This window comes from Streptomyces sp. NPDC096048, assembly GCF_044763415.1.
Classification (GTDB): domain Bacteria; phylum Actinomycetota; class Actinomycetes; order Streptomycetales; family Streptomycetaceae; genus Streptomyces.
The window spans coordinates 1-22,404 of sequence record NZ_JBIWGG010000022.1; the positions used below are offsets into that span (position 1 = coordinate 1).

Annotated in this window: 19 protein-coding genes and 3 pseudogenes; 10 read left to right on the top strand and 12 right to left on the bottom strand. The window is 71.4% G+C overall.

Features of this window, described 5'->3' with window-relative positions:
• The 5 genes and pseudogenes from ACIQ6R_RS36745 to ACIQ6R_RS36765 all read left to right on the top strand — a co-directional run.
• Positions 1-160: glycerophosphodiester phosphodiesterase (locus tag ACIQ6R_RS36745; RefSeq protein ID WP_404226397.1), on the top strand; the 160-nt coding region annotated here is incomplete at its 5' end.
• 60 nt (positions 161-220) lie between these two features.
• Positions 221-712: an NUDIX hydrolase gene (locus ACIQ6R_RS36750; protein WP_404226367.1), complete on the top strand. Its 492-nt coding sequence runs from the start codon at positions 221-223 to the stop codon at positions 710-712.
• A gap of 2 nt (positions 713-714) precedes the next feature.
• Positions 715-918, top strand: a pseudogene (locus ACIQ6R_RS36755) (YciI family protein); the annotation flags it as partial.
• Positions 919-926: 8 nt separating this feature from the next.
• Positions 927-1,697 (top strand): annotated as a pseudogene (locus ACIQ6R_RS36760) (DUF6596 domain-containing protein); the annotation flags it as partial.
• A gap of 225 nt (positions 1,698-1,922) precedes the next feature.
• Positions 1,923-3,080 carry a glycoside hydrolase family 64 protein gene (locus ACIQ6R_RS36765; RefSeq protein ID WP_404226398.1) on the top strand — a complete coding sequence of 386 codons (1,158 nt, stop codon included), beginning with the start codon at positions 1,923-1,925 and terminating at the stop codon, positions 3,078-3,080.
• A gap of 66 nt (positions 3,081-3,146) precedes the next feature.
• On the opposite strand, the gene ACIQ6R_RS36770 is transcribed toward ACIQ6R_RS36765, so the two are convergent.
• The 4 genes from ACIQ6R_RS36770 to ACIQ6R_RS36785 all read right to left on the bottom strand — a co-directional run bounded on the left by ACIQ6R_RS36770 (position 3,147) and on the right by ACIQ6R_RS36785 (position 8,012).
• Positions 3,147-4,586 (bottom strand): GH1 family beta-glucosidase, encoded by a 1,440-nt coding sequence (locus ACIQ6R_RS36770; RefSeq protein WP_404226369.1) that lies wholly within the window; start codon positions 4,584-4,586, stop codon positions 3,147-3,149.
• A 106-nt stretch (positions 4,587-4,692) separates the two neighbouring features.
• Positions 4,693-5,607 (bottom strand): carbohydrate ABC transporter permease, encoded by a 915-nt coding sequence (locus ACIQ6R_RS36775; protein WP_404226370.1) that lies wholly within the window; start codon positions 5,605-5,607, stop codon positions 4,693-4,695.
• Positions 5,608-5,619: 12 nt separating this feature from the next.
• Positions 5,620-6,612 carry a carbohydrate ABC transporter permease gene (locus ACIQ6R_RS36780; RefSeq protein WP_404226371.1) on the bottom strand — a complete coding sequence of 331 codons (993 nt, stop codon included), beginning with the start codon at positions 6,610-6,612 and terminating at the stop codon, positions 5,620-5,622.
• A gap of 92 nt (positions 6,613-6,704) precedes the next feature.
• Positions 6,705-8,012 carry an ABC transporter substrate-binding protein gene (locus ACIQ6R_RS36785; protein ID WP_404226373.1) on the bottom strand — a complete coding sequence of 436 codons (1,308 nt, stop codon included), beginning with the start codon at positions 8,010-8,012 and terminating at the stop codon, positions 6,705-6,707.
• A gap of 314 nt (positions 8,013-8,326) precedes the next feature.
• Between ACIQ6R_RS36785 and ACIQ6R_RS36790 the strand changes: the two genes are divergently transcribed.
• Positions 8,327-9,340, top strand: a complete 1,014-nt coding sequence (locus ACIQ6R_RS36790; RefSeq protein ID WP_404226375.1) for a LacI family DNA-binding transcriptional regulator — start codon at positions 8,327-8,329, stop codon at positions 9,338-9,340.
• Between the two features lie 584 nt (positions 9,341-9,924).
• Here ACIQ6R_RS36790 and ACIQ6R_RS36795 read toward each other — a convergent pair.
• The 3 genes from ACIQ6R_RS36795 to ACIQ6R_RS36805 all read right to left on the bottom strand — a co-directional run bounded on the left by ACIQ6R_RS36795 (position 9,925) and on the right by ACIQ6R_RS36805 (position 14,014).
• Positions 9,925-11,484, bottom strand: a complete 1,560-nt coding sequence (locus ACIQ6R_RS36795) for a GMC family oxidoreductase (protein WP_404226377.1) — start codon at positions 11,482-11,484, stop codon at positions 9,925-9,927.
• Between the two features lie 29 nt (positions 11,485-11,513).
• Positions 11,514-12,980, bottom strand: coding sequence for an aldehyde dehydrogenase family protein (locus tag ACIQ6R_RS36800; RefSeq protein ID WP_404226379.1), 1,467 nt, complete (start codon positions 12,978-12,980; stop codon positions 11,514-11,516).
• A 545-nt stretch (positions 12,981-13,525) separates the two neighbouring features.
• Positions 13,526-14,014 carry a DUF6083 domain-containing protein gene (locus ACIQ6R_RS36805; RefSeq protein ID WP_404226381.1) on the bottom strand — a complete coding sequence of 163 codons (489 nt, stop codon included), beginning with the start codon at positions 14,012-14,014 and terminating at the stop codon, positions 13,526-13,528.
• A gap of 179 nt (positions 14,015-14,193) precedes the next feature.
• On the opposite strand from ACIQ6R_RS36805, the gene ACIQ6R_RS36810 reads away from it, so the two are divergent.
• On the top strand, positions 14,194-15,033 hold the full coding sequence (locus ACIQ6R_RS36810; RefSeq protein WP_404226383.1) for a class I SAM-dependent methyltransferase: 840 nt from the start codon (positions 14,194-14,196) through the stop codon (positions 15,031-15,033).
• 236 nt (positions 15,034-15,269) lie between these two features.
• Positions 15,270-15,830 carry a GNAT family N-acetyltransferase gene (locus ACIQ6R_RS36815; protein ID WP_404226386.1) on the top strand — a complete coding sequence of 187 codons (561 nt, stop codon included), beginning with the start codon at positions 15,270-15,272 and terminating at the stop codon, positions 15,828-15,830.
• Positions 15,831-15,842: 12 nt separating this feature from the next.
• Here the strand turns inward: ACIQ6R_RS36815 and ACIQ6R_RS36820 are convergent, their stop codons facing one another.
• The 5 genes from ACIQ6R_RS36820 to ACIQ6R_RS36840 all read right to left on the bottom strand — a co-directional run bounded on the left by ACIQ6R_RS36820 (position 15,843) and on the right by ACIQ6R_RS36840 (position 21,432).
• A complete protein-coding gene (locus ACIQ6R_RS36820) occupies positions 15,843-16,613 on the bottom strand; it encodes a class I SAM-dependent methyltransferase (protein ID WP_404226387.1) in 771 nt (256 codons plus the stop codon).
• A gap of 92 nt (positions 16,614-16,705) precedes the next feature.
• The gene (locus tag ACIQ6R_RS36825) at positions 16,706-17,896 is read right to left on the bottom strand and encodes an aminotransferase class V-fold PLP-dependent enzyme (RefSeq protein WP_404226389.1); all 1,191 of its coding nucleotides are present in this window, start codon (positions 17,894-17,896) and stop codon (positions 16,706-16,708) included.
• Positions 17,893-19,230, bottom strand: coding sequence for a pyridoxal-phosphate dependent enzyme (locus tag ACIQ6R_RS36830; RefSeq protein ID WP_404226392.1), 1,338 nt, complete (start codon positions 19,228-19,230; stop codon positions 17,893-17,895). The genes ACIQ6R_RS36825 and ACIQ6R_RS36830 overlap by 4 nt, the downstream gene beginning before the upstream one ends.
• Positions 19,227-20,753 carry a Y4yA family PLP-dependent enzyme gene (locus ACIQ6R_RS36835; protein ID WP_404226394.1) on the bottom strand — a complete coding sequence of 509 codons (1,527 nt, stop codon included), beginning with the start codon at positions 20,751-20,753 and terminating at the stop codon, positions 19,227-19,229. The genes ACIQ6R_RS36830 and ACIQ6R_RS36835 overlap by 4 nt, the downstream gene beginning before the upstream one ends.
• 220 nt (positions 20,754-20,973) lie before the next feature.
• Positions 20,974-21,432 carry a nuclear transport factor 2 family protein gene (locus tag ACIQ6R_RS36840; RefSeq protein ID WP_404226395.1) on the bottom strand — a complete coding sequence of 153 codons (459 nt, stop codon included), beginning with the start codon at positions 21,430-21,432 and terminating at the stop codon, positions 20,974-20,976.
• Between the two features lie 343 nt (positions 21,433-21,775).
• Between ACIQ6R_RS36840 and ACIQ6R_RS36845 the strand changes: the two genes are divergently transcribed.
• Both ACIQ6R_RS36845 and ACIQ6R_RS36850 read left to right on the top strand, forming a co-directional pair.
• The gene (locus tag ACIQ6R_RS36845; RefSeq protein WP_404182393.1) at positions 21,776-21,979 is read left to right on the top strand and encodes a hypothetical protein; all 204 of its coding nucleotides are present in this window, start codon (positions 21,776-21,778) and stop codon (positions 21,977-21,979) included.
• A 229-nt stretch (positions 21,980-22,208) separates the two neighbouring features.
• Positions 22,209-22,404 (top strand): annotated as a pseudogene (locus ACIQ6R_RS36850) (hydrolase); the annotation flags it as partial.

Consider the following 22,404-nt stretch of genomic DNA (forward strand, 5'->3'; position numbering starts at 1 on the left):
GCACACCGTCACCGACCAGAACCTCGTCGACCGCATCCACCAACTCGGCATGGACATCAACGTCTGGACCGTCGACGAACCCGGCGCCATACGCGAAATGACCACCCTCGGCGTCGACGGCATCATCACCGACTACCCCCAGACCCTCACCCAGCGCTGACCGCGAAGCAGGCCGCGCGTGCGGTGGCTTCCGCGGGCCGACACGGTGTGGAATGGCCCGGTGCATTCTCGTACCCCCGGCCCCGAGCGCCCCGAGCGCGTCCGCCCCTCCTCCCACAGCCTGACCGGTGTCGGCCTCGCCGTCCTCGATCCCGCCGGAAGGGTCCTGCTCGGCCTCGGCCACGACGGCCGCTGGGAGCTCCCCGGTGGCAAGGTCGACACCGGCGAGGACTTCGAGACGGCCGCCGCCCGCGAACTGGCGGAGGAGACCGGACTCGCGGTACCGGCGACGGACGTACGGGTACTGGCGGTTCTCGTCGACGGCCTGGGCGGGCTGACGCGGGTGACAGCCGCAGCCGTCACCCGCCGGGCGACGGGTACGCCCCGGGTCACCGAGCCGGACAAGATCGTGCGCTGGGAGTGGTTCGCCCGCCGAGCCGTGCCCTCCGCGCTCTTCCCGCCGTCCGCCTCGGTCCTGGACTGCCTGTGGCCCGAGGCGGTACCGCGAGGAGCCGCCGAGGTACGTCACTACAGAGTCGGATCTTGTGAGTGACGGGGCGGCGCCCGGCCACCGACGGCCCGTTCGCCGAGACCAAGGACCTCATCGCCGGCTGGATGGTGATCGATATCGACAGCTACGAGCGCGCCGTCGAGCTGGCCGGGGAACTGTCGGCCGCCCCCGGTGCGGGCGGGAAGCCGATCCACGAGTGGCTCGAGCTGGGCCCGTTCCACGGCGTACAGCCCACGATCACGGAGTGACCCCGTAGATGAACGAGACACTGCTCCGGAGCCTCACTCCGAGCGTGCTCGGGATCCTCGGCCGCCGCGGAGCCGACTTCGCGGCGGCCGAGGACGCCGTACAGGACGCGCTGGTCGAGGCGGTCCGCGTCTGGCCGGACGACCCGCCCCGGGACGCGAAGAGCTGGCTGGTCACCGTGGCCTGGCGCCGGTTCCTCGACGCGACCCGGGCGGACGTCGCCCGCCGCCGGCGGCCTCACCACCCGCCAGATCGCCCAGGCCTATCTGGTGCCCGAGGCGACCATGGCGCAGAGGATCAGCCGGGCCAAGCGCACCGTCTCCGGCGTGCGGTTCGACCGGCCCGGCGACATCGCCACCGTGCTGCGTGTCCTCTACCTGGTCTTCAACGAGGGCTACCGCGGCGACTCGACCTCGCCGCTGAGGCCATCCGGCTCGCCCGGCGGCTGGCGGCCTCGATCGACCATCCCGAGGTGGCGGGGCTGCTCGCCCTGATGCTGCTCCACCACGCCCGGCGCGCCGCCCGGACCGCGCCCGACGGCGGTCTGGTGCCGCTCGCCGAGCAGGACCGCGGCCGGTGGGACACGGAGTCGATCACCGAAGGCGTCCGGATACTGCAGGCGGCCCTCGCCCGCGACCGGCTGGGCGAGTTCCAGGCCCAGGCCGCCATCGCGGCGCTCCACGCGGACGCGCCCACCGCCGGGGAGACCGGCTGGGCGCAGATCGTCGAGTGGTACGACGAGCTCGCGCGCCTCACCGACAGCCCGGTCGTCAGGCTCAACGCCCGCCTTCGCCGCTGACGGGCGCGCTCGGAGCGTCCGCGGCGGACTCGGTGCCGCCCGTCGCGGGCGCCGGGCACGGATCCGCCGCTCCCCACTCATTGACATGGACGCGCCCCGGCGCAACGCTGAGAGCGCTCTCACAATCGGTACGGACCAATTCCCCCCACACCCGCACGGAGGTGGAGAGTGCTCTCAGGCCTCACACACCGTCTGCTCGCCGTGGCCATGGCAACAGGCCTGGCCGGCGCCCTGCTCACGTTCGGCGCCTCACCACCCGCGGACGCCGCGGTGCCCGCCACCATCCCACTTAAGATCACCAACAACTCGAACCGCGGCGAGCCGGTCCACATCTACAACCTGGGCACCTCGCTGACGACGGGCCGACAGGGCTGGGCCGATGCGAACGGCGCCTTCCACGCCTGGCCCGCCGGCGGCAATCCCCCGACCCCGGCCCCGGACGCCTCCATCCCCGGGCCGGCGGCCGGACAGACCAAGACGATCCGCGTCCCCAAGCTGTCGGGACGCATCTACTTCTCGTACGGCCAGAAGCTCGACTTCCGGCTGACCACGGGCGGCCTGGTGCAACCGGCCGTGCAGAACCCGAGCGACCCCAACCGCGACATCCTGTTCAACTGGTCCGAGTACACGCTCAACGACTCCGGGCTGTGGCTGAACAGCACACAGGTCGACATGTTCTCCGCGCCCTACACGGTCGGCGTCCAGCGCGCCGACGGCAGCGTGGCCAGCGCCGGACGGCTCAAGGCAGGCGGCTACAACGCGGTGTTCAACGCGCTGCGGGCGCAGCCCGGCTGGGGCGGGCTGATCCAGACCCGGTCCGACGGCACCGTCCTGCGGGCACTGTCGCCCCTGTACGGACTGGAGACCGGGGCGCTGCCCGCATCGGTCCTGGACGACTACATCAACCGCGTCTGGCAGAAGTACACGTCGGCCACGCTCACCGTCACGCCGTTCGCGGACCAGCCCGGCACCAGGTACTTCGGGCGCGTCTCGGGCGGTGTCATGAACTTCAGCAACAGCGCCGGGGCGGTCGTCACGAGCTTCCAGAAGCCCGACGCCTCCAGTGTCTTCGGCTGTCACAGGCTGCTGGACGCCCCCAACGACCAGGTACGGGGACCGATCTCCCGCACGCTGTGCGCGGGCTTCAACCGCTCCACGCTGCTGAGCAACCCCAACCAGCCCGACACCTCGGCGGCCGACTTCTACAAGGAGTCCGTGACCAACCACTACGCCCGGATCATCCATGACCGGATGGCCGACGGAAAGGCGTACGCCTTCGCCTTCGACGACGTCGGCCACCACGAGTCGCTGGTGCACGACGGCAACCCGGCACAGGCCCAGCTCACGCTGGACCCGCTCAACTGAGGAACCGGTGACCGGGTCCGCCCCAGCCCGCTGCGTCGGCGCAGCGGGCTGGGGCGGACCCATGGGTCAGGCGCCGGGCAGGACGCCGGTGCGGGCGACCTCGGAGTACCAGCGGGCGCTGGCCTTGGGGATGCGCGTGCCGGTCGGGTAGTCCACGTAGACGGCACCGAAGCGCTTGCCGTAGCCGTGGGCCCACTCGAAGTTGTCCAGCAGGGACCACAGGAAGTAGCCGCGCACGTCCGCGCCGTCCACGATGGCCCGGTGGACGGCGGCCAGGTGATCGCGCACGTACGCGATGCGGGCGGGGTCGTTGACCTGTCCGGCGGGGTCGGCGTAGTCGTCGAACGCCGCCCCGTTCTCGGTGATGACCAGCGGCAGCCGCGGGAAGTCGGACGTCAGCCGGCGCAGCAGGTCGTACAGGCCGGTGGGGTCGACGGCCCAGCCCATGGCGGTGGTGGGGCCGGGCGGCTGGTGGAAGGCGACCCGGTCGGCCCCCGGCCAGGGGCTGTGGGAGCTGTTCCCGTGTCCGTCCGAGGTGTGGGCCCCGCTGCCGTCGGCCTCCGAGACGAGGGTGGGCGTGTAGTAGTTGACGCCGAGGAAGTCCAGCGGCTGGTGGATCCGCCGCAGGTCGCCGTCCTGGACGAAGGACCAGTCGGTCAGCGCCGCGGTGTCCTTGAACAGGTCCTCCGGGTAGACGCCCTGCACCATCGGGCCGGTGAAGACCCGGTTGGCGAGGGCGTCGATACGGCGGACCGCGTCCGCGTCCGCGTCGCTGTCGGTGAGCGGGCGCACGTGGTGGATGTTGAGGGTGACCGAGCACTGGGCGTCGGCCCGGATACGGTCGCGCAGCGCCTGGACGCCCAGTCCGTGCGCCAGGTTGAGGTGGTGGGCGGCGCGCAGGGCGGCGACCGGGTCGGTGCGGCCGGGGGCGTGCACACCGGAGCCGTAACCGAGGAAAGCGCTGCACCAGGGCTCGTTGAGGGTCGTCCAGGTCCTCACCCGGTCGCCGAGGGCGTCCGCGGCGAGCGCCGCGTACTCGGCGAACCGCTCGGCCGTGGCGCGCTCGGGCCAGCCCCCGGCGTCCTCCAGCTCCTGCGGCAGGTCCCAGTGGTAGAGGGTGGCGACGGGCTGGATGCCCTTGTCCAGCAGGTCGTCGACGAGGCGCCGGTAGAAGTCCAGGCCCTTCTGTACGGCGGGGCCGCGCCCGGTGGGCTGGATCCGGGGCCAGGAGAGGGAGAAACGGTAGGCACCGAGGCCGAGTTCGGCCATCAGGGCGACGTCTTCGCGCCATCGGTGGTAGTGGTCGGTGGCGATGTCACCGGTGTCACCGTTGCGGACCCGGCCGGGGGTGCGGGCGTAGGTGTCCCAGATGGACGGCGTACGGCCGTCCTCGGCAGCGGCCCCCTCGATCTGGTAAGAGGCGGTGGCGGAACCCCAGAGGAAGCCCTTGGGGAAGGGACGGGCGGCGTCCGGGGCGGACACGGTCTGGTGTGCTGCGGTGACCACGTAAGTCCTTTCGAGGTGGGAGTGTTCGCGAGCGCGCGAATGCCCTGTGAGGTCGGGGGAGGTGGAGTGCGGCCCGGTGGCCGATGCCGGGCCGCCGCGTGGCGGGTCAGCCCTTGACGGCGCCCGCCATGATGCCGCTGACGATCTGCCGGCCGAAGACGATGAACATCAGCAGCAGCGGCAGCGTGCCGAGCAGCGCACCCGCCATGATCAGCGACTGGTCGCGGACGTATCCCGCGCTGAGCTGGGTGAGGGCGACCGGGACCGTCGGGTTGGTCATGTCGAGCACCACGAAGGGCCAGAAGAAGTCGTTCCACGCGTGCACGAAGGTGATCATGAACAGCACCGCCATCGCGGGCCGCGCGACGGGCAGCACGATGCTCCAGAAGATCCGCAGCGAGTGCGCCCCGTCCACGCGTCCGGCCTCGACGAGTTCGTCCGGCAGCGCCTCCGACAGGTACTGCCGCATGAAGAAGACCCCGACGGCGCTCACCAGCGTGGGGAAGATGACGGCGGGCAGCTGCTGCGACCAGCCCAGCTCGGACATCATCATGAACAGGGGGACGACGCCGAGCTGCGGCGGCACCATCATGGTGCCGATCACCAGCATGAGCAGGGCGTTGCGGCCCTTGAACCGCAGTTTGGCGAAGGCGAACCCGGCCAGCGTCGCGAACATCACCGTGGACAGGGCGATCACACCGGCCACGATGAGGCTGTTGACCATGGCCTTGCCCATCGCCGCCTCGTCCCAGGCCCGGGCGAGGTTGCTGAACAGGTTGGGGCCGGGCAGGAACGGCGGCGGCGTCTGGCTGACCCGGGTGTTGTCGGTGGAGGCGGCCACCATCGTCCAGTAGAGCGGGAAGATCGACAGGATCGCCATGATGGCGAGCAGGACGTAGGCGAGCGGGCCCGCGTGGTGCTGGCGGCCCGCGCCCTGGCGCAGCAGCCGGCGGCCGGCCGGCTTGTCGGCGGAGGTCCGGGCCGGGGCGTCCGTCCGGGCCGGGAGGCTTTGGGTGGTCATGGCGACTCCAGGTCAGGACGTACGGGAACGCAGGCGCCGGATCAGGCGCTGCGCCACGAAGACGAGGACGAGCAGCATGAACATCGCCCAGGCGACCGTCGCCGAGCGGCCCATCTGGTAGTTCTTCCAGCCCTCCTCGTACAGCAGCAGGCCCAGCGTCTGGTACTGGTTGTCCGCGCCACCGGTGATGCCGTTGGGCCCCTGGCCGAAGATCAGCGGCTCACCGAACAGCTGGGTGGCGCCGATCGTGGAGAGCACGATGGTGAAGACGATGGTGGAGCGGATCCCGGGAACGGTGACGTGGGTGAACTGCTGCCACCGGGACGCCCCGTCGAGGGAGGCCGCCTCGTACCGGTCGGCCGGGATGGCCTGCATGGCGGCCAGGTAGAGCAGGGCGTTGTACCCGGTCCAGCGCCAGATCACGATGGTGGAGATCGCGGCCTGGGCGGGCCACTTGTCGGCCTCCCAGTTCACCGGGTCGATGCCGACCGTTCCGAGCGCCCAGTTGATCATGCCGAAGTCGCGTTCGAAGATCATGGTGAAGACGAGGGCGGCGGCCGCCACCGAGGTGGCGTAGGGGACCAGCGAGGCGACGCGGAAGAACAGCGAGGCGCGCATCCGGTAGTTGAGCAGATGGGCCAGGCCGAGCGCCATCATCAGCTGCGGCACCGTGGAGATGACGCCGATGGTGATGGTGTTCCGCAGCGCGTTCCAGAACCGGGAGTCGCCCCAGAGTTCGACGTAGTTGTCGAACGCCACCCACTCCATGACGTCGAGGGTGGCCAGTTCCACGTCGTGCAGGGAGATCCACGAGGTGTAGACGAGGGGGTAGAAGCTGAACGCCGCGAAGACGACGAAGAACGGCGCGACGAACGCGTACGGGGCGCCTTTGATGTCCAGCCGGTGCAGCAGTGCGCCGCGCCGCCGGGCGGTGCCGCCGCCCGTCCTGTGGGCCGGACCTGGCGGCTCGTCCCCGGCCAGGGCCTTGGTGGTGGAGGTGGCCACCGGACTTCCTTCCTGAAAAGCGGATGTGTGGGCCGGGCCCAGGGCCCGCCGGCAGATCGCCGGCGGGCCCGGACGGCAGCAGGGGCGGTGGGTCAGCCGACCGCCTTCTCGACGCGCTCCGTGGTGGTCTGCCACGCCTCGTCACGCGAGGTGCCCTGCTCGATCAGGGCCAGGCCCTGGGAGAAGGTGTCCTTGATCGTGCCGTCCTTGCGGCCGAGGACCTGCTTGTCGGGGATCTCCTGGGCGGCCGCACCGAAGATCTGACCGATCGGCGCGTCGCTGAAGTACTCCGACTTGGCCCCCTTCACATCAGCGTTCTCCAGTGCCTGACGCGAGGACGGGATGTTGCCGATCTCCTTGAAGATGTGGGCCTGCTGTTCCGGCGCGGTCAGCCAGGCGACGAGCTTCTTGGCCTCCTCCTTCACCGGGCTCTGCTCGATCACGCCGAGGAAGGAGCCGCCCCAGTTGGCGCCCTTGGGAGCCCGGGCGACGTCCCACTTGCCCTTGTTCGCCTCACCGGCCTTCTCGCTGATGTGGCTGAGCATCCACGCCGGGCACACGGCGGTGGCGAACGTGCCGTTGGCCAGTCCCGGGTCCCAACCGGGCTGGAACTGACGGAGCTTGGCCGTCAGGCCGTCCTCCCCGGCGTCGGCGGCGAGGTTCCACGCCTCCTTGACCGCCGGGTTCTTGTCGTGGATCAGCTCGCCCTTGTCGTTGTAGTACTGCTCGGGGTAGCCGTAGACCATGGCGTTGAACAGGCCGCTGGCCGCGTCCATGTAGGCCACGTCGCCGCCCTTGAAGTCCTTCTTGAAGGTGCGGCCGACCTCGACGTACTTGTTCCAGTCGCCCTCCCACAGCTTGGCGACCTCCTCGCGGTCGGTGGGCAGGCCCGCCTTCTCGAAGTAGTCCTTGCGGTAGCAGACGGCCATCGGGCCGATGTCGGTGCCCAGGCCCAGCACCTTGCCGTCCTCGGTGCTGATCTGGGACTCCTTCCACGGCAGGAAATGGTCGGTGCCCGACATCTCGGAGAAGTCCGCGAACTTGTCCGACTGGGTCTCGGTGATCTCCTTGGCCCGGCCGATCTCGATGCCCTGGATGTCCTTGAGGCCCTTGCCCGCGGCGAGCCTGGTCTGCAACGCGGTGTAGTACGTCTGCTCGTCACCGGCGATCTCGGCCTTGATGTCGACGTCGGGGTTCTCCTTCTCGTACTGCTCGAGAAGGCCCGTCTCCTTGATGCCCATCACGCCGTACAGGCCCATGGTGATGGTGGTCTTGCCGTCCTTCTTGCCGCCGCCGGTGACCGAGTCGTCGCTGCTGCCGCAGCCCACGACGAGTGCCAGCGCGCCGGTGGCCGCGACCGCGGCCACCGCCCTTGTGCGCAACGAACCGAGACTGCCCATGGATCTCCTCCTAGCGACGGCGCTGACACATCGGCGTGACGGGTTCTGTGATGACCACAGCGACGACTACAGCGGCTCTGACAGGGTTTGGGAACGTGCCCAATTTTGGTGGGCACGTTCCCACCGGCGCATCGAAGACTCGTGGGAGCGAGCCCATCTGTCAATGACTTGAACGCAAGTCGGCGGTGAACTTCAGGCCCCGCACTCGCCCGCCATGCCTCGGGGGGTGCTCCGCCGACGGCCGCGTCTGCAAGAATTGCCGCAGGTCATCTCCGCGGTAGGCACCGCCGCCGCGGCCGCCGAGGGGGGAGTGCATGACCGGCAACCGCCGTCCCACGATCAAAACGGTCGCCGCCCGCGCCGGCGTGGGCCGCACCACGGTCTCCCGCGTCGTCAACGGCTCGGAGTTGGTCAGTGCCGACGCACGCGCCAGGGTCCTCGCAGCGATCAAGGAGCTCAACTACGTACCCAACTCGGTCGCCCGCGGCCTGGTGACCAACCGCACCAACGCCGTGGCCCTGGTGATCCCGGAATCGGAGAGCCGGCTCGGCTCGGAACCGTTCTTCGCCGCGCTGATCCGCGGCGTCAGCGGCGCTCTCGCCGAGAGCCGGACGCAGTTGCAGCTGATGCTCGTCCGCGACCAGGCCGAGCGGGACCAGCTGACGGAGTCGGTGGCGACCCGCCGTGTGGACGGCGTTCTTCTGGTCTCCGTGCACGCCGAGGACCGGCTGCCGGGCTTGCTGGAGGAGATGGGCCTGCCCACCGTGCTGGCCGGCCGCCGCGACGCGGGCGAGCGGCTGAGCTACGTCAACTCCGACAACGCCGGCGGGGCCACCGCGGCCGTTCGGCACCTGCTGGACAGCGGCAGGAGGCGGATCGCCACCATCTCCGGACCACTGGACATGGACGTCGGCCGCAGCCGGCTCGCGGGCTGGCACGCCGCGCACGAGGAGGCAGGGGTGCCCGCGGAGGAACTCCTGGCCGAGGCGGGCGACTTCAGCGAGGAGAGCGGACGCCGCGCCATGCGTTTGCTTCTTGAACGCGCCCCGGACCTGGATGCCGTCTTCGCCGCCTCCGACCTCATGGCGGTCGGCGCCCTGTCCGAACTCCGCCGGCGGAAGCGGCGGGTTCCCGGTGATGTCGCCGTCGTGGGATTCGAGGACTCCATCCTCGCCCGCCACACCGACCCGCCTCTGACGACGGTGCGTCAGCCGGTGGAGGAACTGGGCCGGGCCATGGCCCGCATCCTCACCGACATCACGCAGCACGGTGCGTCACGACAGCAGATGACCCTGCCGACCGAGCTGGTGGTGCGCGAGTCGTCCTGACGTCGGCCACCGGTTCTCCGCCGGGACTCCGGCGACCGCGACCGGTCGGGGATCGCGTGGCCCGAAGGTGCGTCGCCGCGTCCGTAGTGATGCGCGGTGAACATGTACGGGAGACCCACGGCCACCACTCCCCCGCTGAGCCGCACGATCCAGTCGCCGTACCAGGGGACGCCGTGGGCGCGGTGCCAGGAGATGTTGACGATCGCGAAGACTCCGTAGGCGCGCGCCCCGGCGTTCACCGGCAGGCCCCACCGGCCCAGCCGATACTCGCCGCTCGGTTTCCCGCCTTTGACGCGGGCTCGCAGGGCGGCCGGGACGACCCTCTGGAATCAGCCGGTCGGCCGCGGCCTGCGCACTAATGGTGCAGGAGAGGGAGGAGATGAGGACGACGGCCATCACCACCCGTGCGCCGGGCCTCGCCGAGCGTGTCGTGGACGTCGCCGGCGGTCCCGTGGTCGTCTAAGAGGACGCCCAGGCCGAAGTCCGCCCACGGTCCCCTCTCCTTGCGGAACTCCAAGTCCTGCTGCCCACCGTCGGTGTCCGTGCGCGGGGCCGCCCGGCGTTCCGGGGGGCCGTCATCGCGTCTAGCCTTGCACGGCCGGCGGCCGCGGAGCCGGCCGGGCGGTGATGAGGTCCGCCGCGCGTTCGGCGGCGAGCAGTACGGTGAGCATCGGGTTGACGGTCGGCATGGTGGGGAAGACGGACGCGTCCACGATCCGCAGCCCGTCGTGGCCACGCAGCCGCAGCTGGGGATCGAGCACCGCCATGGGATCGTCCTCGGCGCCCATGCGGCAGGTCCCGGCGGGATGATAGACGGTGTGTGCGGCGCGGCGTCCGTATTCGGACAGGTCGGCGTCGGAGCGTACGTCCGGCCCCGGCGCCACCTCCCGCAGCAGCCAGTCGCTGAACGGGGCGGTGGACGCCACCTCGCGGGCGATGCGCAGGCCGTCGACGATCGTGCGCTCGTCGTGCCCGTCCGGGTCGGTGAAGTAGCGGAAGTCCAGGGCCGGTTTGACGTCCGGGTCGGCGCTGCGCAGCCACATGCGGCCGACGGACCGGGCGCGTGGCACGTTCGGGGTCATGCAGACGCCATGCTCGGGGACGGGGTAGCCCAGCCGTTCGGTGTTGGTGGTGAACGGCACCTGGTAGAAGTGGAACATCAGGTCCGGACGCGGACCGCCCGCCGGGTCGCGGCGCAGGAAGAGCCCGGCGTCGGAGTCCATGGCCGAGTTGGGCGGAAGCGGTTCACGGGTCTCCCACACCATCACCGACTCGGGATGATCCAGCAGGTTCTCACCCACCCCGGGCAGGTCGGCGCGGACCTCGATGCCCAGGTCCCGCAGTTGGCCGGCCGGGCCGATGCCGGAGAGCATGAGCAGCCGGGGTGTGTCGATCGCTCCGGCGCACAGGAGCACCTCGGCGTCCGCCTCCAGTGTCGACAGTGAGCCGTCGGGGTTGCGGACCAGGACGCGGGTGAAGCGGCCCTCGCTGTCGGGCTGCAGCCGGTAGGCCCAGGTCTCCAGGCGCAGGGTCAGGTTCGGGCGGTCCAGTACGGGGTGCAGGTAGGCGACGGAGGCGGAGGAGCGGGTGTTGGTCTCCGGGTCGTAGGCGAGGGAGAAGAAGCCGGCTCCGTCGGTGAAGGGGCGGGCGTTGAAGTCCTCGACGCGCTGGACGCCGAGCCGGGTGGTGGCCGCCGTGACGAAGTCCTCGGCGATCGCGTTGCGGTCGGCGGCGCCGACGGGCACGATCGTGTTCTGCAGCCGTGTCCGGTACGGCAGGATCGTGTCCGGTTCCCAGCCGGTGCAGCCGCGCTCCACCCACTCGTCGAGGTCCTGCGGGAACGGCAGGAAGCTGATCAGCGTGTTGTGCGAGGAGCAGCCGCCGAGCACGCGGGCACGGGAGTGCAGGATGTGCGAGTTGCCACGCGGCTGCTCCTCGGTGGTGTAGCCGTAGTCGAACTCGGAGCCGAGCAGGTTGATCCAGTTACGCAGTCGCAGGATCCGTTCGTCGCCGACATCGCTGGGTCCGCCCTCCACCACGCACACGCGGCAGGCCGGGTCCTCGCTGAGCCGGGCGGCCAGTACGCAGCCGGCCGTGCCGCCGCCGATGATCACGTAGTCGTAGGTCGTCGTCTCGTCGTCCATCGCGTCGCCTTCTCTCTCGCCCTGCCCGTTCAGCCCTTGAACCAGCCGGAGGGAGCCGGCCTGAGGTTCTGGTAGATGTGCTTGGCCTCCTGGTATTCGCGCAGGCCGGTGGGTCCGAGTTCCCGGCCGAAGCCGGAGCGGCCGAAGCCGCCCCACTCGGCCTGCGGCACGTAGGGGTGGAAGTCGTTGATCCAGACCGTGCCGTGCCGCAGCCGGCCCGCGACCCGCTGGGCGCGGCTCGCGTCGTTCGTCCACACGCCGCCGGCCAGGCCGTAGCGGGTGTCGTTGGCCAGTTCGACGGCCTCCTCCTCGGTGCGGAAGCGTTCCACGGTGACGACCGGGCCGAAGACCTCCTCCTGCACGATGCGCATGGAGCGGTCGCAGTCGGCGTAGACCGTGGGCAGCAGGAAGAAGCCGGACGACAGCTCGGGGTCGTCCGGGCGCCGGCCGCCGCAGACCAGGCGGGCGCCCTCGCCGGCGGCGATCTCCAGGTAGCTTTCGACCTTCGCCCGGTGTTCCGCGGAGCTGAGCGGCCCGCTCTCGGTCGTCGGTTCGAGCCCGCTGCCGAGCCGGATGGCCTGCGCGCGGGTGGCGAGCCGCTCCACGAACCGGTCGTGCAGGCCGTCCTCCACGAGCAGCCGCGAGCCGGCCGAGCAGACCTGCCCCGAGTGCAGGAACGAGGCCTCCAGGGCGTGGTCGACGGCCGCGTCGAAGTCGCAGTCGGCGAAGACCACGTTGGGGTTCTTGCCGCCGAGCTCCAGGGCGAGGTTCTTCACGCCCGGCGCGCACGCCTCCATGATCCGGCGCCCGGTGGCCAGGCCGCCGGTGAAGGAGACCAGGTCCACCTCGGGGTGGGAGGACATCGCCGCGCCCACGGTGCCGCCGGGCCCCAGCACCAGGTTCGCGACCCCGGGCGGCGCTCCCGCCTCCGTGATCAGCCGGATCATGTGGATCGTGGACAGCGGCGTCGTCTCGCTGGGCTTGAGCACGAGGGTGTTGCCCGCCGCCAGGGCCGGGGCCACTTTCCAGGAGGCCTGAAGCAGCGGGTAGTTCCACGGTGCGATGAGGGCACAGACGCCGAGGGGGTGGTAGGTGACCCGGCTGAGCACATCGGGGCCTACGTCCACCACCCGGCCGCCGTCCTTGTCGGCGATCTCGGCGAAGTAGCGGAACGCGTTCGAGACGTCCTCGACGTCGATGCGTGCCTCGGCGAGCGTCTTGCCGGTGTCGAGGGTTTCGACCCGGGCGATCTCCTCCTGGTCGCGCAGGAGGAACCGCGACACCCTGAGCAGCACGTCGGCTCGCTCCCGGGTGGGTGCCGACGGCCAGTCGCCCCGGTCGAAGGCCCGCCGGGCGGCTCGTACGGCCAGGTCGACGTCGGCCTCGTCGGCGTCGTCGACCTGCTGGATGACGGACGCGTCGAAGGGGTTGATCACGTCCCTCCGCGCGCCGCCCACGGCGCCCGTCCACTCGCCGTCGATGAACAGTTCCGGCATCGCAGGCTCCCTCGCTCGTACCTGTCCGGTGCCGACGCGACCCACGGCGCGGCACACCTGGCACCAACATCGTCCGAGGGGCCCGCGCCGGTCATGTGGACGCACCGGCCGAGGGAGGGTTGGGCGGGGATGTGACCTGGTTGGGCTAGCTGGCGCGTCGACGCGGAGACTCACCGGCCACCGGAGGCGGGCGGGGGAGGGTCGTGGGCCTCCCCCGGCCACGGAGCCTCGGGCGGCATCTCGCGCGCCCGCTCGAGCAGACGGAGCTTGTCGGCCACCTGCCGCGCCGGCGGGGTCGGTCCGGACACCGGTAGTCGTGCTGTCGGAGGCGGCGACGCGGTCCGGACACCGGCGGTCGTAATGTCGGAGGCGGCGACGCGGTCCGCCTCCCCGGACTCCAGCGGCGACGGTGCCGACACGAGCACCGCCACCACCGGCTCTGCTCACCTCACAGCAGGCTTCAGCATCTGCGGCGGCACGGCCGAGGGCACCCTGGGTCTCCCGGCAGCCGGGGGGCGGCGACCGCCGGCCGCTGTCTCCTCCTGTCAGCCCGCGTCGGGCAGCGCCCCCGGGAAGCCGTCCTCCTCCGCCTGCCGCCGCGCCCGGCGCGCGTTCTCCTCGCGCACCGCGTCCAGCCATCGCCACGGCTTGATCTCGTCCAGGGTGAGGCCCGGGCACGCGAGTTGGTGAGGGACGCGGCAAGTGGTGCCGGGCGGAGGCTCCTCCAGACCGCTGTTCCAGGCCTGCCCGCCGGAGTCGATGTGCCAGCGGTGGCCGCCGGGGACGAGGTGAGCGGAGATGGCGGGCAGGGGTTCGAGCAGGACGTGCTGACCGGTGTAGGTGAGACGGCGCTCGCCGGCCAGGCCGCAGTGCGGACAGATCGGCCGGGACGGCGGTTCGGGCCCGGTGGCGCCGTCGCGGGCGGCCTGCCCCCGGTCGACGCTCTCCCAGGGTCGTGGGGCATCGACGGGCGGCTGCCGGTGGCTGTCGGGTCCGGGTACCGGGAAGAGACTCGGTTCGTGTGTATCCCCCATGGAGACGAGCGTGCGGTGAGGGCAGGAAGCGGGACAGGGCGCGAGACGGGCGCAACGGCAGCATGCGGGCGGATCGCACGGGCGCGGGCCCGGTCGCCGATGATGACCCCGACACCCGCGGAGCCTTCGTCGCGGTGCGGCCGGGTGGTCGCGGATTCCAGGAGAGGTGGTGGGCGGACGTGAGCGCCGGCTGGGAGTGGGACGACATGTTGTTCGCGGGCACCGCCGCCCACTACCGGCGCGGGAGGCTTCCCTACGCCCCCGGGCTGGTGGACGTGCTCACCGAGGTGCTGAACCTCGACGGGCGAGGGCGGCTGGTCGACGTGGGGTGCGGGCCGGGAACCCTCGCCCTGATGCTGGCCCGTCTGTTCAGCGAGGTCGTCGGTGTGGACCCGGACGGCGAGATGATCGCCGAAGCCACCCGTGAAGGCGCCCGGCGGGGAGTGGCCGACAAGGCGCGATGGGTGCGGGCCCGCGCCGAGGAACTGCCCGCAGGCCTGGGAACGTTCACCGTCGCGACCTTCGGCCAGTCGTTTCACTGGATGGACCGCGACGCGGTGGCGGCGGCCATCAGGGACATGCTCCGGCCCGGTGGGGCCCTGGTGCACATCTCGGACCTGAAAGGCGAGGTCCGGAGCACCGAGGGTCTGCCGTATCCGGCGATTCCCCACGCCGCGATCGCAGAGCTGGTCAGGCGCTGTCTGGGGCCGGTCCGGCGAGCCGGCCGGGGAACGCTGCCGGAGGGAACGCCCGGCGGTGAGGCAGCGGTGTTGACCCGGGCGGGCTTCTCCGAACCCCGTCGCCATGTCGTCCCCGGCGGACAGGCGCTGGAACGCACGTGTGCCGACGTCGTCGCCGGGGTCTTCTCGATGTCGTACTCCGCGCCGCACCTGTTCGGAGCGGATCTCGGCGCCTTCGAGGCGGACCTGCGCGGGCTGCTCCTGGAGACCTCGCCGTGCGGCCGGTTCTCCGAGCGTCAGCCGGGCACCGAGATCTTCGTCTGGCCTTCCCCGCGCTGATCGAAGCGGCGGACTGTGGTGGCAGCGGCTGTTCACGGGACGCGTTCCAGCGGAAGCAGCCGGACATGGGCGAAGGGCACGCTGCGTGCGGTGCGGAACTCCTTCCCCGGCAGGCGCGACTCACGCGCTGTCATGCCGTCGGGCGGGTTGTCGCCCCGGCCGGCGGAGACGAGCCGGATCCGCCCGTAGCAGCGGCGTGCGAGCGTATCCGGGGGCGGACTGGCAGACTGGCGGACGTGACAGCTCACGAAGCGGTGCCCGCACCCGCGTTCGCGCAGATCGTCCGGGCGCAGGATGCCACCCCGGCCCTGCGCCGGGATCTGAGGGACTGCTGGACGGCGGTCATCGAAGCCGGAGGCGCGGTCATCCCCATGGGCTGTCCACTGCCCCCGGCGTCCTCGCCGGAGGTCGGACCGGCACTGGACGAGATCGTCGCAGGGCTCGCTCCGCAGCGCAGCCGGATCCTCCTGGCCACCGTCGACGGCGCACTCGCGGGCTGGGTACTCCTGCGCCGCGAGCCGCACCCTCTCGCCGCGCACTGCGGAACGGTCAACCACCTTCAGACGCACATCCGCTTCCGCGGCATGGCCGTCGGTGCCGCCCTGATGCGCCGCCTCCCGCGGATCGCCCGCGACGAGATGGGCATGGAGAGACTGCGGCTCACCGCGCGGGCCGGCCTGGGGCTCGAGGACTTCTACCGCAGGGCCGGCTGGACCGAGATCGGCCGATGGCCGGGTGTGCTGCGCGTGGCCCCCGGTGACGACCGTGACGAGATCCTGATGAGCCTCGCCCTCTGAACCGGCCAGGGTTCAGCCGCCCTTGACCCCCACCAGCACGGCGCTGTCGCCGAACTGCCAGACCGGCGCGACATGGCGGAAACCCGCGAGGCGCAGCAACTCGGTGTGGCGGTCCACCGCGAGATCCTCACCGGCCCCGCTCCCCTCGCGGGCCGCGTGGCGCCGGGCGCGCTCGGCGAACAGGTCGGCGAGTTCGGGGTCCCGGGCCGCCGCGGTCCACCACTCCCGCCAGTCCTCGTGGGCGTGACCGCCCGTCCGCTCGGCACGACGGCGACCCACGTGGCCGGTGATGTCCGAGCACGGTGCCTCGCCGGGCGGGAAGTGGTCGCCGTTGACGAGTACCCCGCCGGGGCGCAGCAGCGCGGCGAGACGACGGTAGGTGTCCAGCAGTACCGGCTCGGGGAGGTAGTGCAGGGCCGTCGTCGACACGGCGGCGTCCAGGGAACGCTCCAGCCCGAGGGCGTCGGTCCAGCCGTCGGCTCCGATCACGGTGTCGACGTAGCGGGCGGCGTCCGCGTGGTGGGTCCGCCCCAGTTCCAGCAGCAGCGGATCCATGTCGGCGGCGACGATCTCCGCGTCCGGCAGCCGGTCGACGAGTCTGGCGGCCAGGGAGCCCGGGCCGCAGCCGAGGTCGAGCAGGAGCGGCCGGGGACGGCCGGCCGTGACGTACTCGACGACATCCATGATCACCGTGAACCGTTCCTCGCGGTCCACGGCGTAGCGCTGCTGCTGTCGCTCCCAGCGCTCCACCCACGTCCTGGCCACCGCCATGCTGATGCCCATCTGGTTGCGCCACCTCTTCCGTTCCTCACCCGTAGTGGACGCGACCGAATCTACAGGTGGAAACGGTTATCACTTGCCATATCGCTCGTCCTTCACACCAATGACGCCAGTACGGCGAGCAGGCGGTCGATCTCCTCCTCCGTGTTGTAGACGTGCAGGCTCACCCGCACCGACCCGTCCTTCTCCCCCGCGCCGGCCTGGCAGAGGCTGTCGGCCCGCACCATGAGGCCGTGGCTGTAGAGGATGAACCCGAGGTCGTCCGACGGGATGTCGTGGTGCCGGAAGGTGACGATGCCGTGGCGGCGCTGGGCCGCGGGAAGCGCGGAGTCGGCGGCCAGGCTGGTGGGGCAGCCGAGGATCTCGTACGCGTCGAGGTGTCTCAGCCGGTCGGTCAACCGGGTCGTGAGGCCGGCCGTCCAGCCCGCGATCCGTTCGGGACCGGCGGCGTCGAGCCAGTCGAGCGCGGCCCTCAGCGACGCGATGCCCGCGGTGTTGGGCGTGCCCTGCCAGCCGGCCGGCCGGAATCCGGGTCCCCGTGCGTTGCGCGCCCAGACGGCTCCCGAACCCGGCAGGGCCATCGCCTTGTGCCCCGAGAAGACCACGAAGTCGACGTCGAGCGCGGGGTCGGCCAGGTCGACGGGCAGGTGGCCGACGCTCTGGGCCGCGTCCAGGCAGATCGGCACCTCCGGGCCGACCGCGGCGCGGATGCGGTGCACGTTCATGTCGCCGCCGTAGACGTGGTGGACGTGTGTGGCGGCCACGAAGCGGGTCCGCGGACCGATGAGGTCGCCGAGGGCACGATGGTCGTAGTCGCCCGAGACCGCCTGGTACGGCAGCGCGCGCAGGTGTACGCGAACGCCGCGGGCGGCCAGCAGCCGCTGCGCTTCGAGCCAGGGGTCCAGGTTGGCCCGGTGGTCGGCGAACGGCACGAGGATCTCGTCGCCGTCGGTGAGGTACGGCACGAGCCAGTCGCGGGCGACGGCGCGCAGGCCCTCGGTGGTGCCGCTGGTGAAGTGGACGGTGGAGTGGCCCGGTTCCGGATCGCCGAGGAACTCCTTGACCCGCTCACGGGTTTCCTCCACCAGCTCCGTGGTCCGGTTGGCCCAGGGGTAGGCGCCGCGGCCCGCGTTGGCGTTCGACGTCGTCAGGTAGGTCAGGACGGCCTCCAGTACGGCCCGCGGCTTCTGGGACGTCGCCGCGCTGTCGAGGTAGGCCGACTCCGGATGTGCGGTGACGATGGGGAACTGCTCCCTCAGTTCCCGCTGCCAGAGCGCCGCGCTCATTCGCGCACCAGCGGCGCGCCCGCGTCCCGCCACGCGACGATCCCGCCGGCCAGGCTTCGCACGTCGGGGTGCCCCATGCGGGCCAGCAGGGCGGCGTAGCGCAGCGACCTCTCGCCGACGGGACAGGCCAGCAGTACCGGTGTCCGCTTGCTGAAGGGGAGCCCGCCGCGGACGAGTTCCTCGAACAGCTCGTCGACGATGTTGACCGAGCCCTCGATGTGCAGGGCGGCGTAGGCGTGCGGGCCGCGCAGATCGACGACGAGCGGCCGGGGATCACCCTCGGCGATCCAGCGGCGGGCCTCGTCCACCGCCGCGGACCGGGCGTCCGCCCGCACGTCGTCCTCGGTGAGCGTCGCGAGGGTGGGCCCGCGGCTCGCCCTGCCGAGCAGCTCGGGGCGGCGTGCGCGCACGTAACTCAGGTAGCTCTCCGCCCGGTCGCACACGATGAACACCGCGGTCTCGCGGCGCCCCGACCCCTCCAGTGCCGCGTCGGCGTCCCGCAGGTGCCGCACCGCACCCTGGTAGGCGGCGCCGCCGGTCGGTCCCGTCAGCAGTCCGCAGCGGCGGATGAGGGTGAGCATCCCGTCGATGGCCTCGCCCGAGGTGACGGACTCGATCGTGTCGTACGTCGCCGGATCGAACAGGCCGACCTGATGGACCTCGTCGATGGTGCGGATGCCGGGGATGAAGTCCGACTTGTGGGCGACCAGTCCGAGCACCCGCACCTCCGGGTCGTGTTCGCGCAGCACCCCGGCGACACCGGTCGACGAACCGGCCGTGCCCACGCAGGCGACGAACCAGTCCGGCGCCCGCCCGTCCAGGTCCTTGACGATCTCGGGCCCGGTGCCCTCCGCGTGCGCTTCGACGTTGCGCGGGTTGAAGTACTGGTCGGTGTGCAGGTACGTGCTTCCCGGGTCCGAGAGCGTCCGGTGGAAGTGGGTCAGCGGATCGTCCGTGTCGGTCGGGTCGAGGCACTCGCTGCGCCCCGGCAGCTCCTCGATCTCGGCGCCGAGGAGCAGGAGCAGTTCCTTGATCTCCGGTACGCGCATCCGGTTGGTGACGCTCTTGAACCTCAGCCCGTGCATGCCGGCCAGCAGGGCGAGCGCCTTGGCCGTGTTCCCGCTGGAGAGTTCCACGACCGTCCCCTCGTCCTCGGACGCGCCCTCCAGGTGGGGGCGCGCCATGTGCCAGGCGGGCCGGTCCTTGACGGAGCCGAACGGGTTGAGCATCTCCAGCTTCGCGTAGAGGTCGATGTTGCGCAGCCCGTGCACGGCGGGGTCGATGCGCACCAGCGGTGTGTTGCCGATGGCCTCCGTGATGCTGTCGTACCTCATGCGGGCTTTCCCCCCGGGTGTGTGATCGGCCAGTAGTCCTCGTCCAGGCACCAGCGCCAGACGTCACCCTCCTTCTCCACCGCCACCGTCCGGGCGAGGGGCTGCCGTTGCGCGTGGTGGGCGTGGAAGTCCATGGCGTACCCGGCGGTGTTGACGAAGGCCAGCAGGTCGCCGGCGCGCGGCAGCCTGGGGAGGAACACCAGGCGGCGGGTGATCAGGTCGGCCTCCAGGCAGAGGTTGCCGACGAGATGGACTCCGACCGGCCCCTCGTCGCCCTTGTGGTCCCTGTCGTCCTTGTCGTCCCTCTCCGGTTCGCCGCGCGGCAGGAGTACGGGGTCCACGAGGACTCCGTGCTCCTCCAGGCTCACGTCCCCGGCGTTCATGCCGAGCCGTACCAGGTAGGGGTCCGAGTCCTCGCCCGTGCGGCGCACGTCCAGCACGCGGGCCAGCGACAGCCCGCACTGGTCGACCAGGGAACGGCCGGGTTCGATGTGGAGGTCGTGGAGGTGCTCCAGCAGGAGGGCGCCCGGCCCCCGGCCCAGCACCGGTGCGGGGAGCGAGAGGAGTTCGTCGAGGTAGCCGGGGCCGGCGTCGGGGCGGTGGCCGGGGTACAGCGCGACGGAGCCGCGCACCGTGCCGCCCTCGTTGCGCAGCCCGTAGCCGTGGCCACGCCAGGTCAGGGGCGGGCGGCCGCCGAGGACCGCCTCGCTGAGCGCGGTCGTCCAGCGTTGCCACTCCTCGGCGTCGGCGACGTAGCCGACACCGAATCCGCCGCCGATGTCGACGGCCCGCGGTGCCAGACCCCGCGCCCGGCACCGGTCCATGAGCAGCACGCACTGCTCCAGGGCCCGGCCCTTCTCCTCCAGTCCCGTGGTGTCCAAGTGGTAGGAGAGACCCGTCAGCTCGACGGCGTCCGCGTGCCGCTCCACGGCCGTCAGGAGCGCCTCCACGTCCTGCGCCGGGGTGCCGAAGCGACTGCGGCGCGACAGCATCCGGGTGCCCGCTCCTCCCCCGTGGCCGGCGGCCGACTCGAACCCGGACAGGCGCGCCAGCACGTCGACCCGGGAGAGGCCGTGCTCGCGTACCAGCCCGGCGAGTTGTTCCAGCTCGCGGAGCGAGTCCAGGTTCACCGTCGCTCCCACGCGGGCCGCCAGCCAGAGGAACCCCGGGTCCTTGGGACCGGTGGCCATGACACGATCCCCGGTGAAGCCGCAGCTCAAGGCGTGCCGCAGTTCTTCCAGCGAGGCGACGTCGACGCCGACGGCGGCCGGCTCCTCGGCCGCCAGTCTCCGCACCAGGGCGCTGGACCGGTTCGCCTTGTGCGCGAAGTACACCCGCCCGGCGAGGTGGTGGCGGCGGTAGACGGCCCGGAAGCGTTCGGCGTTCGCGGCGACGGACTCGGGGAGCAGCACGTTGAGCGGGGAGCCGAGCGAGTCGACCAGCGAGTGCAGGAATGGTACGGCCCCCAGCAGTGAGGCGAGCGGTGGTTCCACCCGCGGCCTCAGATACAAGGGCACATCCACGAAAGACCCCTCCCCGTGTCGGCCGACCGTCGTTGCGACGACCGTTCGGGAGTAGTCGTTTCCAGGTACACACGCAGCTAAGCCTCGGGGCGCGGCCAGGGGCCGGGGCGTTCACCCCTCAGCAGCTCGTACACGCGCTCGCCGACGGGCTCACCGGGCTCGGCACAGTGGCCCTCCGCCCTCGCACCGCACCGCACCGCACCGTCAAGGTCCACACGCCCTACGGGGCGCAGGCCTCTGCGATGGACAGGCTGTTCTCGTAGAGGTGGTGGCGGGTGATCCGGCCGTTCTCGACGGTGAGGCGGAGGGCGAACGGGCCCTCGAAGGATTTTCCCGTCACGCGTACGGTTCCCGACAGGTGACCCATCAGGACGGCGTCGGTGCCGTCGACGAGAAAGGTGTCGAGTGCGGCCCGCGCGTCCTCGGGCACGGTGTGCTCCATCAACTCCGTGAACTGCGCGGCACATTCGGCGGCCGTGGACCGCGGCCGGATCCACGGAACGGCGGGGTTGTCGGCGAGCAGCCAGTCGACCTCGTCGGCGAAGAGGTCGACGAGCCGCCCGGTGTTCCCGGCGATGCGGGCGGCGAGGAAGTCCTGCACCACGGCACGGGTTTCCTCGGCGACCGAACCCGCGGTGCTCGCGGAACTCGGCGCGGTGGCGGTGGGCTTGACGGTCATGGTGCTCTCCTCGCGGCTGCGGCCGGGTCCGGCGGGGGTTCCCGTCGACGCGCTTGATCCTGCCGGGGGACGGCAGAGCGGTCGATTACCCCGGAGGTAAGTGCCGAGGGTGATCCGGGGTGGTCAGGGCTCGAGAGCCGGGAGGCCTGCCAGGCCCGTGTCCCGCATGACCCCGGTCGACGGTCGCCGCGAGGATGCTGTCGGCGCCGGTGACGGTCCCGGCGCCACGGGGCAGCAGATCGCGCGATCGGTCGGTGGCACGATGGGGTCTCGTGTGAGTCCGACTGGGCCAGTCGGCTGACGGCGAGCGTTGCTCCGCGGGCCGTCGTTCGTTAAGGCGGACATGATCAAGAAGCTTGCCTGTGCATCCGTCATGGCCACCGCTCTCCTGGCGTCCGCTCCTGCCGCTGAGGCGGCCCCCGCGCCCGGCCCGTCCGCCGGGGTTCCCGGCGGACCTCTCCTGGACAGTCTCCTCGGAACGCTGGAGATCGGCCACCCGGCCACGTCGCCGCAGTCGCTGCTGCCCGAGGGCATCCTCGGCAGGTGACGGGTGTCGTCGCGGTTGATCGGCTCCGTCGCTGATCAACGCCCCTTTCGCGGCGTCCCGTTCGCGCGGGTGGACGGGCGCGCATGCGCGTAATCGCCCCTTCGGCCTCGGATCAGCCGGTTCACCGTTCCGGTCCACCGGCTGATCCCGGCACCGCCAGACCACGGCAGGTTTCCCGTAACCACCGTCCGACAGCCTCCAGGAAGTCATTCGATCGCGGGAGGCTGTAGTGAAGCATGCGAGCAACAGGCGCGTCGGTGTGGTCGTGGCGGTGCTGAGCGGTCTGGCCCTGGCAACGACGACGACGGCCACCCACGCCGACGAGCACACCCACGGCCGGCCGGACGCCATCGCGCACCGCGGCTCCTCCGGCATGGCACCCGAGAACACCCAAGCCGCCATCGACCTCGCCGTCGACCAACACG

Bases quoted from the DNA above. Each gene is read 5' to 3' on its own strand.
- ACIQ6R_RS36765 (WP_404226398.1), top strand. From the start codon at position 1,923: ATGGCAACAGGCCTGGCCGGCGCCCTGCTCACGTTCGGCGCCTCACCA.
- ACIQ6R_RS36775 (WP_404226370.1), bottom strand. From the start codon at position 5,607: ATGACCACCCAAAGCCTCCCGGCCCGGACGGACGCCCCGGCCCGGACC.
- ACIQ6R_RS36785 (WP_404226373.1), bottom strand. From the start codon at position 8,012: ATGGGCAGTCTCGGTTCGTTGCGCACAAGGGCGGTGGCCGCGGTCGCG.
- ACIQ6R_RS36790 (WP_404226375.1), top strand. From the start codon at position 8,327: ATGACCGGCAACCGCCGTCCCACGATCAAAACGGTCGCCGCCCGCGCC.
- ACIQ6R_RS36795 (WP_404226377.1), bottom strand. From the start codon at position 11,484: ATGGACGACGAGACGACGACCTACGACTACGTGATCATCGGCGGCGGC.
- ACIQ6R_RS36800 (WP_404226379.1), bottom strand. From the start codon at position 12,980: ATGCCGGAACTGTTCATCGACGGCGAGTGGACGGGCGCCGTGGGCGGC.
- ACIQ6R_RS36805 (WP_404226381.1), bottom strand. From the start codon at position 14,014: ATGGGGGATACACACGAACCGAGTCTCTTCCCGGTACCCGGACCCGAC.
- ACIQ6R_RS36820 (WP_404226387.1), bottom strand. From the start codon at position 16,613: ATGGGCATCAGCATGGCGGTGGCCAGGACGTGGGTGGAGCGCTGGGAG.
- ACIQ6R_RS36825 (WP_404226389.1), bottom strand. From the start codon at position 17,896: ATGAGCGCGGCGCTCTGGCAGCGGGAACTGAGGGAGCAGTTCCCCATC.
- ACIQ6R_RS36830 (WP_404226392.1), bottom strand. From the start codon at position 19,230: ATGAGGTACGACAGCATCACGGAGGCCATCGGCAACACACCGCTGGTG.
- ACIQ6R_RS36840 (WP_404226395.1), bottom strand. From the start codon at position 21,432: ATGACCGTCAAGCCCACCGCCACCGCGCCGAGTTCCGCGAGCACCGCG.
- ACIQ6R_RS36845 (WP_404182393.1), top strand. From the start codon at position 21,776: ATGATCAAGAAGCTTGCCTGTGCATCCGTCATGGCCACCGCTCTCCTG.